Source organism: Burkholderia sp. AU16741, from assembly GCF_002223345.1.
GTDB classification, from domain to species: domain Bacteria; phylum Pseudomonadota; class Gammaproteobacteria; order Burkholderiales; family Burkholderiaceae; genus Burkholderia; species Burkholderia sola.
Genome location: NZ_NKEZ01000003.1, coordinates 146,865 through 160,017 on the forward strand (window position 1 = coordinate 146,865; position 13,153 = coordinate 160,017).

The 13,153-nt window shown below is 68.6% G+C and carries 12 protein-coding genes; 1 reads left to right on the plus strand and 11 read right to left on the minus strand.

The genetic code is table 11. From position 1 onward, the window contains the following. From CFB89_RS03040 to CFB89_RS03085, 10 genes are all read right to left on the minus strand, one after another. Nucleotides 1–1,104, minus strand: a complete 1,104-nt coding sequence (locus tag CFB89_RS03040) for a ParB/Srx family N-terminal domain-containing protein (RefSeq protein WP_373559852.1) — start codon at nucleotides 1,102–1,104, stop codon at nucleotides 1–3. 151 nt (nucleotides 1,105–1,255) lie between these two features. After that, nucleotides 1,256–2,206, minus strand: a complete 951-nt coding sequence (locus CFB89_RS03045; protein WP_089466689.1) for an oxygenase MpaB family protein — start codon at nucleotides 2,204–2,206, stop codon at nucleotides 1,256–1,258. 24 nt (nucleotides 2,207–2,230) lie between these two features. Then, a complete protein-coding gene (ruvB, locus tag CFB89_RS03050; RefSeq protein ID WP_089466690.1) occupies nucleotides 2,231–3,301 on the minus strand; it encodes a Holliday junction branch migration DNA helicase RuvB in 1,071 nt (356 codons plus the stop codon). Nucleotides 3,302–3,409: 108 nt separating this feature from the next. Beyond that, nucleotides 3,410–3,991 carry a Holliday junction branch migration protein RuvA gene (gene ruvA, locus CFB89_RS03055; protein ID WP_021162490.1) on the minus strand — a complete coding sequence of 194 codons (582 nt, stop codon included), beginning with the start codon at nucleotides 3,989–3,991 and terminating at the stop codon, nucleotides 3,410–3,412. 192 nt (nucleotides 3,992–4,183) lie between these two features. Next, a complete protein-coding gene (gene ruvC, locus CFB89_RS03060) occupies nucleotides 4,184–4,726 on the minus strand; it encodes a crossover junction endodeoxyribonuclease RuvC (protein ID WP_006476894.1) in 543 nt (180 codons plus the stop codon). Nucleotides 4,727–4,880: 154 nt separating this feature from the next. Next, the gene (gene purH / locus CFB89_RS03065; RefSeq protein WP_089466691.1) at nucleotides 4,881–6,446 is read right to left on the minus strand and encodes a bifunctional phosphoribosylaminoimidazolecarboxamide formyltransferase/IMP cyclohydrolase; all 1,566 of its coding nucleotides are present in this window, start codon (nucleotides 6,444–6,446) and stop codon (nucleotides 4,881–4,883) included. A 44-nt stretch (nucleotides 6,447–6,490) separates the two neighbouring features. After that, on the minus strand, nucleotides 6,491–6,724 hold the full coding sequence (locus CFB89_RS03070; protein WP_006476892.1) for a Fis family transcriptional regulator: 234 nt from the start codon (nucleotides 6,722–6,724) through the stop codon (nucleotides 6,491–6,493). Further along, nucleotides 6,721–7,788 (minus strand): tRNA dihydrouridine synthase DusB, encoded by a 1,068-nt coding sequence (gene dusB, locus CFB89_RS03075; RefSeq protein ID WP_069616741.1) that lies wholly within the window; start codon nucleotides 7,786–7,788, stop codon nucleotides 6,721–6,723. The genes CFB89_RS03070 and dusB overlap by 4 nt, the downstream gene beginning before the upstream one ends. Nucleotides 7,789–7,932: 144 nt before the next feature. Beyond that, a complete protein-coding gene (locus CFB89_RS03080; RefSeq protein WP_089466692.1) occupies nucleotides 7,933–9,120 on the minus strand; it encodes a UbiH/UbiF/VisC/COQ6 family ubiquinone biosynthesis hydroxylase in 1,188 nt (395 codons plus the stop codon). A gap of 37 nt (nucleotides 9,121–9,157) precedes the next feature. Further along, the gene (locus tag CFB89_RS03085) at nucleotides 9,158–10,543 is read right to left on the minus strand and encodes an aminopeptidase P N-terminal domain-containing protein (protein ID WP_089466693.1); all 1,386 of its coding nucleotides are present in this window, start codon (nucleotides 10,541–10,543) and stop codon (nucleotides 9,158–9,160) included. A gap of 187 nt (nucleotides 10,544–10,730) precedes the next feature. On the opposite strand from CFB89_RS03085, the gene CFB89_RS03090 reads away from it, so the two are divergent. Then, complete coding sequence (locus CFB89_RS03090) at nucleotides 10,731–11,342, plus strand: glutathione S-transferase family protein (RefSeq protein ID WP_089467889.1); 612 nt, start codon at nucleotides 10,731–10,733, stop codon at nucleotides 11,340–11,342. A gap of 110 nt (nucleotides 11,343–11,452) precedes the next feature. On the opposite strand, the gene CFB89_RS03095 is transcribed toward CFB89_RS03090, so the two are convergent. Next, the gene (locus tag CFB89_RS03095) at nucleotides 11,453–13,072 is read right to left on the minus strand and encodes an FMN-binding glutamate synthase family protein (RefSeq protein WP_089466694.1); all 1,620 of its coding nucleotides are present in this window, start codon (nucleotides 13,070–13,072) and stop codon (nucleotides 11,453–11,455) included. Nucleotides 13,073–13,153: the final 81 nt, after the last annotated feature.

The window sequence follows — 13,153 nt, forward strand, 5'->3', positions numbered from 1 at the left end:
TTACCGCGGCAGCCCGTGACGCGCCTTGTAGTCGAGCGCGTACGCGATCTTGCCGGGCTTGTCGGCCGTGATCGGCTGGCGCAGCTTGTCGAATTCTCCCTTGCTGTATTTCTTCCCGCCGTTGATCGCATCGGCGCGCCCGAGGTCGGCGCCCGTCTTGCCGTCGATCACCGGGTCCGTGGCCGCGACCATCCGCGTCGACGCATTCCAGACTGCATTCAGGTAGCCCGTGTCGGCCTTCGCCGGATCGGGATCGGTCGCGCCGGGCCGCGTCAGATCGTAGCCGGCCAGCGCGAACGTGCCCGGCTGCGCGCGCAGCCAGTCGGCCCAGTAGAACTCGAGGTAGTCGGTCGCTTGCGCGGGCTTGCCGTAGCCGATGTCGCGCGTGAAATAGATGAGCGACCGATAGCGGTCGTTCGTCATCCCGAGTGTCAGGCCGAGGCCGGTCGGCAGTTGCGCGGTCGTGATCGGCTTGCCTTCGCCGTTCTTCAGGCGCAGATAGCCGCGGCTTTGCATCTGCTGCCAGAACGCGTCGCCCGAGTAGTCGCTGAGGTTGTCCTTGACGACGACGTGCACGTGCAGCGCCGGGCCGCCGTCGGGCGTCTCGTAATAGGTCGACAGGCCGTGGTGGCCGTCGGTCAGATATAGCGCACCGCCGTTCGGGCCAATCACGACGGGTTTCAGCACCGAACGGTCGCGGGCGTTCGGGGCGGTCGTCGCGCACGTGTAGCTGGCCGGTTCGCGCAGCGACGATCGGGCCGTGTAGCCGCTCGATGCGACGCCGCCGAGGCCTTCGTCCGCGCAGAAGTCGTCGAACTTCTTGTCGGGCTGCCGTTCGTAGCGGTCGAGCTTGTAGTAGATCTGGTCGTAGCCGATCGCACCCTGCGTCGGATGGAGATCGCCGAGCGTCACGTCGATCAGGTCGCCGGCGCGGGCGGCTTTCCACTTGCCCGGTTGCGGCGTGGGAGCCGGCGTCGTCGACGTGCCGCCGGACGGCGATTGCGCGTCCATGCGCGCGACGGCGGCGACCTCGTCGCCTCCGCACGCGGCGAGGACGGTGAACAGGCTGACGGCAAGGGCGAAACGGATCGGCAGGCGTGGCATCGCGGGCATCGGGGCGTCGGGTCGGGTGGGAAGGGCGCCGCGCGGGTCACGGGCGTGCTGGACGAGCAGGACGTGCGAACGCGCGGGGGCAAGCTTTTCAGCTTGTCACAGGTATTTGACAGCAAATTGAAATGATGCGAGGGAACGGTCGTCAGGCAGGCGGGGCGCCGTCGGATGGGGCGGCCATCGCGCGGCGGCGCGCACGCTTCGACGCGCCGTTCACGAGCGCCCAGCGCAACACGGGCGCGATCGCGCGTATGCCGGGCCGGACCACCGCGCGCCGCAACGGCGCGAACGTCGACACACGGAGCATGCGCTGCGCCCACGGCGGCAGCAGGTCGATCCCGGCATGCATCACCAGCGACGCGGCAGGGCGCAGCGCCGGCTTCGCGACCGGCACATTCAGCAGGATGGACATCACGTCGAACGTACGCGGCCCGGCTTCGAGTTCGGGCCGCATGCGCGCGAGATAGGCAGCCACCTCGGCGCGCGAACGCGGTACTCCGCGGGCGCCGAGCAGCTCGGCGACCAGCGCCGTCTCCGCGTAATAGCGGTCCTGCAGTTCGCCTGACAGCGCCGGATTCACGTAACGCAGATGCGCGCCGAGGAAACTCGATACTTCGGCGACATGCACCCAGGTCAGCAAGGCCGGATCGTCGGCGCGGTACGGCCGGCCGTCCGGCGCGCTGCCCGAGATGTGCGCATGGATCGCTTTCACGCGCTCGATCAGCGCGAGTGCGTCCGCGCGGCTGCCGAACGTCGTCCCCGTGATGAACGTGGCGGTGCGCCGCAAGCGGCCGAAGATGTCGGTGCGGAACGACGAATGATCCCAGACGCCCGCGAGCGCGAGCGGGTGGAGCGCCTGCAGCAGCAGCGCGGCGATGCCGCCCGTCATCATCGACGTGAAATCGGCATGCACGCGCCAGCACACGGCGTCGGGACCGAACAGCCCCGGGTCGCCAGGCGGTGACGAGAGATCGATCGACGGGCCGCCGCCGTCGGCCGTCAGGTGCGTGATGCCCGCCACGAGCCGCTTGCGGATCGGCTCCGCCCAGCGCGGGCCCGGCACGGTGGTGGGGTGGCGGCTGGGCGGCGTCGTCATGGCGGGTGCGGCTCGGGCGACGGATTACTTCCCGTCCGGGGTATCCCACTCGTCGCGTTCGGTGCGGCGGGCATCGGGCACCGACAGCCCGAAGTGGCGATACGTGAGCAGCGTCGCGACGCGACCGCGTGGCGTGCGCTGCAGGAAGCCCTGCTGGATCAGGTACGGTTCGAGCACGTCCTCGATCGTGTCGCGCTCCTCGCCGATCGCCGCCGCGAGGTTGTCGATGCCGACCGGGCCGCCGTCGAACTTGTACAGGATCGCTTCGAGCAGCTTGCGGTCCATCAGGTCGAAGCCGACCGGATCGACGTCGAGCATCGCGAGCGCGGCATCGGCAACGGCCGCGGTGATCTGGCCGTCGGCCTTCACTTCCGCGAAGTCGCGCACGCGGCGCAGCAGCCGGTTCGCGATCCGTGGCGTGCCGCGCGCGCGCTTCGCGATTTCCAGCGCGCCGTTCGGATCGATCTGCGCGTTCAGCAGCGACGCCGAGCGCCGCACGATGCGCGACAGTTGTTCGGCGTCGTAGAACTCGAGGCGCGCGACGATCCCGAACCGATCGCGCAGCGGGTTGGTCAGCATCCCGGCGCGGGTGGTCGCGCCGACCAGCGTGAACGGCTGCAGGTCGAGCTTCACGCTGCGCGCGGCCGGGCCTTCGCCGATCATGATGTCGATCTGGTAATCCTCGAGCGCCGGATACAGGATTTCCTCGACGACCGGCGACAGCCGGTGGATCTCGTCGATGAACAGCACGTCGTTCGCTTCGAGGTTCGTTAGCAGCGCGGCGAGATCGCCCGCGCGCTCGAGCACGGGGCCCGACGTCTGACGCAGATTCACGCCCATCTCGCGCGCGATGATGTGTGCGAGCGTCGTCTTGCCGAGACCCGGCGGCCCGAACAGCAGCACGTGATCGAGCGGCTCGGCGCGGCGCTTCGCGGCTTCGATGAAGATCTCGAGCTGGCCGCGCACCTTTTCCTGGCCGACGTAGTCGTCGAGCTGGCGCGGCCGCAACGCACGTTCGAACACCTCCTCGTGCGACGAGGCGGGCGTGGCGGCGATGATCCGCTGCTCGGTGGCGAGTTTGTCGGTTTCAATCATGCGGTCATTGTACCGCGCGACGGCACCCGGACCACCTGGCCGAACGGCTGACTGGCGCGTGCCGCGCGGCGGCGCGACACTGGCTTCGACGGTCGGATCGACCGCGCGTTACGCCTTCGACAGCGCCTTCAGCGCGAGCTTGATGCCTTCGGACACGCCGGTGCCGGCCGGCACGTTCTTGATCGCGGCCAGGCCTTCCTTCTCGGAGTAGCCGAGCGCCAGCAGCGCGTTGAGGATGTCGGTCGCGTGGTCGGACGGCGACGCGGCGCCGGCGAGCGCGCCGAGGTCGGCGCCGAGCTTGCCCTTCAGCTCGAGCAGCAGGCGCTCGGCCGTCTTCTTGCCGATGCCGGGCAGGCGCGTGAGGCGGGCGGCGTCCTGCATCGTCACGGCCTGCGCGAGCTCCTGCACGCTCATGCCGGACAGCACGGCGAGCGCCATGCGCGCGCCGATGCCGGTGATCTTCAGCAGCTCGCGGAAGGTCGTGCGCTCCTGCGGCGTCAGGAAGCCGTACAGCAGATGCGCGTCCTCGCGGACGATCTGCTGCGTGAGCAGCACGACGCGTTCGCCCGTTTGGGGCAGGTTGTAGAAGGTGCTCATCGGCACGTCGATTTCGTAGCCGACGCCGTTGCAGTCGACGAGCAGATGAGGCGGGTTCTTTTCGAGCAGGATGCCGGCGATGCGACCGATCATGGAGGACGGGATGCGAGGAAGAAAGCGCGAGTGTAGCGCACGCGCGGCGCAATGCCGATGGGCGCGGCCGTCAGGCCGAAGCGGCGCGTGTCGCGGCCGTGTCGGGCGCGGGTAAAGCGGTCAAGGCGGCCCACGCGGCCAAGACGGCCAACCCAGTCGAGCCGACTTACCGGGCCGCGATGCGCGCCGGCGTCAGCCGACCAGCCGGCCGCGCCGCACGCGCAGCCCTTTCTGCGCGAGCGCCGGCGCGAGGCCGCCGAGCGTGCTGAGCGTGTTGCCGCCGTGCGCATGGCAGATCGCCATGCCGAGCGCGTCGGCGGCGTCCGAGCCCGGCTGGCCGGACAGGTTGAGTAGACGCGTGACCATTTCCTGCATCTGCGTCTTGGTCGCGCGGCCGTAGCCGACCACGGCCTGCTTGAGCTGCAGCGCCGTGTATTCGGCGACCGGCAGCCCGCCCGCGACGAGCCCGCAGATCGCGGCGCCGCGCGCCTGGCCGAGCAGCAGCGTCGACTGCGGGTTCACGTTGACGAACACCTTTTCGATCGCGGCCTGGTCGGGTGCGTGTTCGCGCACGATCGTCGAGACGCCCTGGAAGATCGTGCCGAGCCGGGTGGCGAGGTCGGCCGTCGGCGTGCGGATCACGCCGCTCGTGACATAGGCGAGCCGGTGGCCGCTGACGTCGATGACGCCGAAGCCGGTGACGCGCAGGCCGGGGTCGATGCCGAGAATTCGCATGAGTGAGGAGGATGGCGTGATGCAGCGATACTACAACGAATGGTGCGGCAAGCCGGTCGCGCGGTCGTGCGCGAAGGCGCCGCGCAATAAAAAACCCGGCGGAGGTGATGCCGCCGGGTTCTCGTGCTGCGGCCGCGCGGGCCGCATGCCGCGATCAGTGACGGAAGTGGCGTACGCCCGTCAGGATCATCGCGATGCCGTGCTCGTCGGCCGCCGCGATCACTTCGTCGTCGCGCATCGAGCCGCCCGGCTGGATCACGCAGGTCGCGCCGGCCGCCACGACGACGTCGAGGCCATCGCGGAACGGGAAAAACGCATCCGACGCGACAGCCGAACCGGCGAGCGTGAGGCCCGCGTTCTGCGCCTTGATGCTCGCGATGCGCGCGGAATCGACGCGGCTCATCTGGCCGGCGCCGACGCCGAGCGTCATGCCGTTGCCGCAGAACACGATCGCGTTCGACTTCACGTATTTCGCGACGCGCCATGCGAACAGCAGGTCGTCCATTTCCTTCGCGGTCGGCTGGCGCTTCGTGACGACGCGCAGCTCGCTCGGCTGCACGTTCTTCGAATCGAGCGATTGCACGAGCAGGCCGCCGCCGACGCGCTTCAGGTCGAATGCGTTGTGGCCGTCGCCGAGTGCGATCTCCAGCAGGCGCACGTTCTGCTTCGCGGCGAACACCTGCTTCGCGGCGTCCGTGAACGACGGTGCGATCAGCACTTCGACGAACTGCTTCGCCACCGCTTGAGCGGCCGCTTCGTCGACTTCGCGGTTGAACGCGATGATGCCGCCGAACGCGGAGGTCGGGTCGGTCTGGAACGCCTTCGCATACGCGTCGGCCGAGTCGTTGCCGACCGCGACGCCGCACGGGTTCGCATGCTTGATGATCACGCAGGCCGGCGCGTCGAACGTCTTCACGCATTCCCACGCGGCGTCCGAATCCGCGATGTTGTTGTACGACAGTTCCTTGCCCTGCAGCTGGCGATAGTTCGCCAGCGCGCCGGCCGGCGTCGCGAGGTCGCGGTAGAACGCCGCGCTCTGGTGCGGGTTCTCGCCGTAGCGCAGGTCCTGCACCTTGTCGAACGCCATGTTGAGCGTGGCCGGGTATGCGCTGCGCGATGCGTGCTGCAGCTCGTCGGTCAGGCTCGTCAGGTAGTTCGTGATCGCGCCGTCGTATTGCGCGGTGTGCGCGAACACCTTCGTCGCGAGGCGGAAGTTGGTCGGGTAGCCGATCGCGTTGCCGTTCGCCTTCATTTCGTCGAGCACGACCGCATAGTCGGCCGGGTCGACCACGACCGTCACGTCGCGGTGGTTCTTCGCGGCCGAGCGCAGCATCGTCGGGCCGCCGATGTCGATGTTCTCGATCGCGTCGGCGAGCGTGCAGTCGTCCTTCGCGATCGTCGCGACGAACGGGTACAGGTTCACGACCAGCAGGTCGATCGTCGGGATGCCGTGCTGTTCAAGCGCCTGCATGTGCTCGGGCAGGTCGCGGCGGGCGAGGATGCCGCCGTGCACCTTCGGGTGCAGCGTCTTCACGCGCCCATCGAGCATTTCCGGGAAGCCGGTGTAATCGGCCACTTCGGTCACGGGCAGGCCGGCGTCGGCGAGGAGTTTCGCGGTGCCGCCCGTCGACAGCAGCTTGACGCCGAGGTCGGACAGCGACTTCGCGAAGTCGACGATGCCGGTCTTGTCGGAAACGGAAATGAGCGCTTGCTTGATCATGATGGAACCACCAATAGCCAGGGAAACGGGGACGGGACGGCCGCCTACAGCAGGCCGTGCTGCTGCAGCTTCTTGCGCAGCGTATTGCGATTGATGCCGAGGTACTCGGCGGCGAGCGACTGGTTGCCGCCGGCCTGTACGAGCACGACCTCGAGCATCGGCTTTTCGACGCAGGACATCACCATTTCATAGACGTCGTGCGGATTGGAGCCGTCTAGATCCCGGAAATACACGTCCAGGCTCTCGCGGACACATTGTTCGATGTTGTGCTTGCTCATGCTGCTAACTGGTTATGGTCGTCCGACTCGCCCTGGCTGTTTTCCGCATCGTCATCGACGTAGACGAGGTGGTCCGACAGCGCCTTTTGCGCCTCGAAGAATGCATTGACGGCGGCGAGCTGCTCGCGGGTGGAATCGAGCGTGTTCATTCGGTGCCGGAACCCGTTGGCACCGGAAAGGCCGCGAGTGTACCAGCCGATGTGCTTGCGCGCAGTACGGACCCCCGTGAATTCACCGTAGAACGCGTAGTGGTCTTCCAGGTGTTCGTTCATCACGTGCTGGATCTCGTCGATCCGCGGCGGGGGCAGCAGCTCGCCGGTTTGCAGGAAATGATCGATTTCGCGGAACAGCCACGGCCGGCCTTGCGCGGCACGACCGATCATCAGCGCGTCGGCGCCGGTTGCATCGAGCACGGCCTTTGCCTTGGCGGGCGACGTGATGTCGCCGTTCGCGACGACCGGAATGCGCACGGCCGCCTTCACGGCCGCGATGGTGTCGTATTCGGCGTCGCCGCGGTACAGGTCGGCGCGCGTGCGGCCGTGCACGGTGAGCATCGAGATGCCGGCTGCTTCGGCCAGGCGCGCGACCGTGATCGCGTTCTTGTGCTCGCGATCCCAGCCGGTGCGGATCTTCAGCGTGACGGGCACCGCATCGGGCCCGGTGCCGACCGCCGCGACGACGGCCTCGACGATCCGCTGCACGAGCGGCTCGTTCTGCAGCAGCGCGGAGCCGGCCGCGACGTTGCAGACCTTCTTCGCGGGGCAGCCCATGTTGATGTCGATGATCTGCGCGCCGTTGTCGACGTTGTAGCGGGCCGCTTCGGCCATCATCGCCGGATCGGCGCCGGCGATCTGCACCGCGATCGGCTCGACTTCGCCTTCGTGGTTCGCGCGCCGCATCGTCTTCGCGCTTTTCCACAGCTGCGCGTTGGACGCGACCATCTCGGACACGGCGTAGCCGGCCCCCAGCCGTTTGCACAGCTGGCGGAACGGACGATCCGTCACCCCGGCCATCGGGGCGACGAACAGGTTGTTACGCAATACGTGAGGGCCGATAACGGGCATCGCAATGGCGCCGCCCGCGAGCGCCGGGCGTCGCGGGCCGAAAAGGGCGGAGGGAAAACGCGCATTTTACCGTATTCCCATGCCCCGCCGATTTGACCCGGTTTGCCTGGATGGCCCGAAGAGGCTGTCGCGGTGCGACGCGCGTCAGTTGCGCTGGCCGAACATCATCTGGCGCGCGATCGCCTTCTTGAGCGGCGGCACGAATTCGAGCGCGGTAAGCGCGGCGCCGCGCAGCAGCGGAAGCGGGCCCGAGTCGATCGTAAACAGCCGCGCCAGCGTGTCGGTCGCGCCGATCGTGAAGCGCCGGTCGAGCGCGCGGCGCGCGTTGAAGGTGGCGAGCGCGGTCGCCTCGAAGCCTTGCGCGGACAGCGCGTCGACGAGCGTGTGCGCATCGCGCAGCCCGAGGTTGAGCCCCTGGCCCGCCACCGGGTGCAGCGTCTGCGCGGCATTGCCGACGACCGCGACGCGGCCGCTGACGAGCGTCTGCGCGGCGTTCAGGCCGAGCGGGAACGACGCGCGCCCGGCGATCGCGACGAACGCGCCCATGCGTTCGCCGAACACGCCGCCGAGCTCGCGCAGGAACGCGTCGTCCGGCAGCGCGGCACGTCGCGCGGCTTCGTCGGGCGCGCAGCACCACACGAGCGAATACTCGGCCTGACGCGGCCCGCCGAGCGGCAGCAGCGCGAGCGGGCCTTCGTGCGTGAAGCGTTCCCACGCGACGTTCGGGCGCGGCGCCGAGACCGTGACCGTGCCGACGAGCGCGGTCTGCCCGTAGTCGCGGCGATGCTTGCCGGCGTCGGCCTGCTGTTCGTGGAACAGCCCGCCTTCGGCATTGATGACGATGCGCGCGCGCAGCGTGCGCTCGCCTTGCGGGCCGTCGAGCGTCAGCGTGACGCCGTCGGCGTCCTGCTGCGGCGCGCGTGCGGTGGTCGACGTGAGCCAGTCGACGCGCATGCCGCGCACGGCGCCCGCGAGCGCCTGCACGATCGAGCCGTAGCGCACCACGTAGCCGAGCGCGGCGAGCGCGTGTTCGTCGCGGTCGATCAGCGTGCGGCCGAAATGGCCGCGCTGCGATACGTGGATATGTTCGATCGGCGTGGCGTCGGCGGGCCACGCGAGCGTGTCGAGCAGCACGCGGCTGCCGTGCGACACGGCGATCGCGCGCGGGTCGTTCGCGCTCGCGGCCGGTTCGCGCGCATCGATCAGCGCGATCGATGCATGTTGCGTCGCGCTGCGGCGCGCGAGCCAGCCGGCGAGCGCGAGCCCGACGGGGCCCGCGCCGACGATGGCGAGGTCGTAATCCGGCGTGGCCGGCGAGGAAGCGGTCGTCATCTTGATTCGTGAAACGGAGGGAACGGTCGGCGGCCGGTCATGCGCCCGCGCGCATCAGCGCCTCGATCTCGTCGGCCGCGACCGGCACGCCGCGCGTGATCAGTTCGCAGCCGTGCTCGCGCACGATCGCGTCGTCCTCGATGCGGATGCCGATGTTCCAGTACTCGGGCGGCACGTCGTCGGCCGCGCGCACGTACAGGCCGGGCTCGACGGTCAGCGTCATGCCGGGCTTCAGCGTGCGCCACGGCAGCGCGCCGTTCGCGTCGCGCGCGGCGAGCCGCTCGCGGTAGTCGCCGCAGTCGTGCACGTCCATCCCGAGCCAGTGGCCGGTGCGGTGCATGTAGAAGCGCGTGTACGCGCGCTCGGCGATCACGTCGTCGACGTTCGAGAAGCGTGTTTTGGGGAGGATGCCGGTGTCGAGCAGCCCTTGCGCGAGCACGCGCACCGCCGCATCGTGCGGCGCCTCGAACGGCACGCCCGCGCGCGTCGCGTCGATCGCGGCCTGCTGCGCGGCGAGCACGATGTCGTACAGCGTGCGCTGCGCGGGCGAGAAGCGGCCGTTGGCCGGGAACGTGCGGGTGATGTCCGATGCATAGCCGTCGAGTTCGCACGCGGCGTCGATCAGGATCAGGTCGCCGTTCCGCGCGGCCGCGTTGCCGGCCGGGTAGTGCAGCACGCACGCGTTCGCGCCGGCCGCGACGATCGACCCGTACGCGGGCGCCTGCGCGCCGTGCTTGCGGAACAGGTACAGCAGCTCGGCCTCGAGCTCGTATTCGCGGATGCCGGGGCGGCACACCTGCATCGCGCGACGGTGCGCGAGCGCCGAGATGTGCGCGGCGCGCGTCATGATCGCGAGTTCGTGTTCGTCCTTCACGAGCCGCATGTCGTCGAGCAGCGGCGTGAGGTCGAGCAGCGCGTCCGGCGCGGCGACGCCCGTGCGTGCCTGCGCGCGCACCGCGTCGATCCATCCGGCGAGCTGGCGCTCGAACTCGGTCGATGCGCCGAACCGGTAGTGCACGGTGCCCGCATCGGCGAGCAGGCGCGGCATTTCGGTGTCGATCACGTCGGTCGCGAACGTCGCATCGAAGCCGAATGCGTCGCGCGCGGCGTCGGGGCCGTAGTGAAAGCCTTCCCAGATCTCGCGGTCGACGTTCTTGGCGCGGCAGAACAGGATCGATTCCGGCGCGCCGTGCGGCGCGGCCGCGTTCAGCACGAGCACGGCATCCGGCTCGGCGAAGCCCGTCAGGTAATGGAAGTAGCTGTCGAACCGGTACGGGTAGGCCGTATCGCGGTTGCGCAGCATTTCCGGCGCGGTGGGGACGATGGCGACGCCGCCGCCCGCGGCACGCAGTGCGGCAAGCACGCGTTCACGGCGCTGGCGGTAGACGTCGACGGCGATGGCGGTATCGAGGGGCGCATTCATCGTGCGATTGTAGCGCCGCCGGACGCGGCGCGTCAGGGCGGCGGCTGCAAGGCACGCCCGGCGGGGCTCGGCGGCGGCTGTTGCAAACCTTCCACAGGCCGGACCGGCGATTTTCTGCCCGGCCGCGCGGGCCGGTTATGATCGACGACAACGTATACTCTCGGCAGTTCCCTTAAAAAGGCAGATGATGAAATTAATCGGTTCGCTCAGTAGCCCGTACGTCCGAAAGGCGCGGATCGTGCTTGCTGAAAAGAAGATCGACTACAAGCTGGAGCTCGAGAACGTGTGGGCGTCGGACACGAACATCCATGCATCGAACCCGCTCGGCAAGGTCCCCTGCCTCGTGATGGAGGATGGTGCCGCGGTGTTCGATTCCCGCGTGATCTGCGAATACGTCGACACGCTGTCGCCGGTCGGCAAGCTGATTCCGCCGTCGGGCCGCGAGCGCGTCGAAGTGCGCTGCTGGGAGGCACTGGGCGACGGCGTGCTCGACGCAGCCGTCGCGATTCGTCTCGAACACACGATGCGCGACGAAGCGCAGCGCAGCGCGAGCTGGATCGCGCGCCAGCAACGCAAGATCGACGACGCGCTCGTCGCGATGTCGCAGGGCCTCGGCGGCAAGACGTGGTGCGTCGGCAATCATTACACGCTCGCCGACATCGCACTCGGCTGCGCGCTCGGCTATCTCGACTTCCGGGTGCCCGAGCTCAACTGGCGCGATCGCCACCCGAACCTCGACAAGCACTTCGTGAAGCTGCAGCAGCGACAATCGTTCGCCGATACGCTGCCGCAGGGCTGAGCCGCGGTCCGGCCTTCACGCATTCGGCAGACGAAAGAAAAGCGCCCGCGGGGCGCTTTTCTTTTGGCCGCACGGGCCCGCCGCAGCAGCGAGCGGCGCGGCCGCGCGCGTCACTCGATCGATGCGTACACCGCTTCGCCGAGCGTGAACGAATCGCTGCGCGCGATCGGCCACCACTTGTCGTACAGCGAGAAACCGCAGGTCTGGCCTTCGAGCAGCGCGCCGGGTTTCAGGTACTTCAGCAACTGCGACATCAGCCGCACCTCGTGCGGTGCCACGCGCTGCACGATGTGATGCGCGCGCAGCTCGGACGGATGCGCGAGGCCGGCCGCCTGCACGAGTTCCTGCAGCGCATGCAGCGTATTGCGGTGGAAGTTGTACACGCGCTCGGCCTTGTCGGGTACGACGAGCGCGCGCTGGCGCACCGGGTCCTGCGTCGCGACGCCGGTCGGGCAGCGGTCGGTGTGGCAGTGCTGCGCCTGGATGCAGCCGACCGCGAACATGAAGCCGCGCGCGGAGTTCACCCAGTCGGCGCCGATCGCGAGCGTGCGCGCGATGTCGAACGCGGTGATGATCTTGCCGCTCGCGCCGAGCTTCACGCGGTCGCGCACGCCGATCCCGACGAGCGTGTTGTGCACGAGCAGCAGCCCTTCCTGCAGCGGCACGCCGACGTGGTCGGTGAATTCGAGCGGCGCCGCGCCCGTGCCGCCTTCCGCGCCGTCGACGACGATGAAGTCGGGCACGATGCCCGTCTCGAGCATCGCTTTCGCGATCCCGAAGAATTCCCACGGATGGCCGATGCACAGCTTGAAGCCGGTCGGCTTGCCGCCGGACAGCGTGCGCAGCCGCTCGACGAATTCGAGCAAGCCGCGCGGCGTCGAGAATTCCGAGTGCGTCGCGGGCGAGATGCAATCCTTGCCCATCGGCACGCCGCGCGTCTCGGCGATTTCAGGCGTGATCTTCGCGGCCGGCAGCACGCCGCCGTGGCCCGGCTTCGCGCCCTGCGACAGCTTCACCTCGATCATCTTGACCTGCGGATCGGCGGCCTGCTTCGCGAACTTGTCGGGGTTGAACGTGCCATCGTCGTTGCGGCAGCCGAAGTAGCCGGACGCGATTTCCCAGATGATGTCGCCGCCGTTCTCGCGGTGGTACTTCGACAGCGAGCCTTCGCCGGTATCGTGCGCGAAGCCGCCTTTCTTCGCGCCGAGGTTCAGCGAGCGGATCGCGTTCGCGGATAGCGAGCCGAAGCTCATCGCCGAGATGTTGAAGATCGAAATGTCGTATGGTTGCGCGCGATTCGCGCCGACGCGGATGCGGAAATCGTGGTTCGGCAGCTTCGTCGGCGCGAGCGAGTGGCTGATCCATTCGTGCGCGACGGCCTTCACGTTCAGCTCGGTGCCGTACGGACGATTGTCGGCGACGTTCTTCGCGCGCTGGTAGACGAGGCTGCGCTGCGCGCGCGAGAACGGCTTTTCGTCGGTGTCGTCCTCGACGAAGTACTGGCGGATTTCAGGTCGGATGAATTCGAACAGGAAGCGGAAGTGGCCCCAGAGCGGGTAGTTCCGCAGGATCGCGTGGCGGTCCTGGTTCAGGTCGTACAGGCCGAGCGCGACGAGGGCGATGGGGATGGCGATCCACAGCCAGGAGAGGAGGTGGACCGACGCGAGCGCGGCCGCCGCGACGAGCAGCAGCACGGCGCACCACATCGCGAGGTAGCGTCTTGAAAGCATGGGGAACTCCGTAAGCATTCTGAGGTGCCGCCATGCGTACGCTGCGAAGGCGGCGCGCCGGCCGCGACGGAATCGTGTTCC

Coding starts and splice junctions, on each gene's coding strand:
- CFB89_RS03040 (WP_373559852.1), bottom strand. CDS start 1,104: ATGCCACGCCTGCCGATCCGTTTCGCCCTTGCCGTCAGCCTGTTCACC.
- CFB89_RS03045 (WP_089466689.1), bottom strand. CDS start 2,206: ATGACGACGCCGCCCAGCCGCCACCCCACCACCGTGCCGGGCCCGCGC.
- ruvB (WP_089466690.1), bottom strand. CDS start 3,301: ATGATTGAAACCGACAAACTCGCCACCGAGCAGCGGATCATCGCCGCC.
- ruvA (WP_021162490.1), bottom strand. CDS start 3,991: ATGATCGGTCGCATCGCCGGCATCCTGCTCGAAAAGAACCCGCCTCAT.
- ruvC (WP_006476894.1), bottom strand. CDS start 4,726: ATGCGAATTCTCGGCATCGACCCCGGCCTGCGCGTCACCGGCTTCGGC.
- purH (WP_089466691.1), bottom strand. CDS start 6,446: ATGATCAAGCAAGCGCTCATTTCCGTTTCCGACAAGACCGGCATCGTC.
- CFB89_RS03070 (WP_006476892.1), bottom strand. CDS start 6,724: ATGAGCAAGCACAACATCGAACAATGTGTCCGCGAGAGCCTGGACGTG.
- dusB (WP_069616741.1), bottom strand. CDS start 7,788: ATGCCCGTTATCGGCCCTCACGTATTGCGTAACAACCTGTTCGTCGCC.
- CFB89_RS03080 (WP_089466692.1), bottom strand. CDS start 9,120: ATGACGACCGCTTCCTCGCCGGCCACGCCGGATTACGACCTCGCCATC.
- CFB89_RS03085 (WP_089466693.1), bottom strand. CDS start 10,543: ATGAATGCGCCCCTCGATACCGCCATCGCCGTCGACGTCTACCGCCAG.
- CFB89_RS03090 (WP_089467889.1), top strand. CDS start 10,731: ATGAAATTAATCGGTTCGCTCAGTAGCCCGTACGTCCGAAAGGCGCGG.
- CFB89_RS03095 (WP_089466694.1), bottom strand. CDS start 13,072: ATGCTTTCAAGACGCTACCTCGCGATGTGGTGCGCCGTGCTGCTGCTC.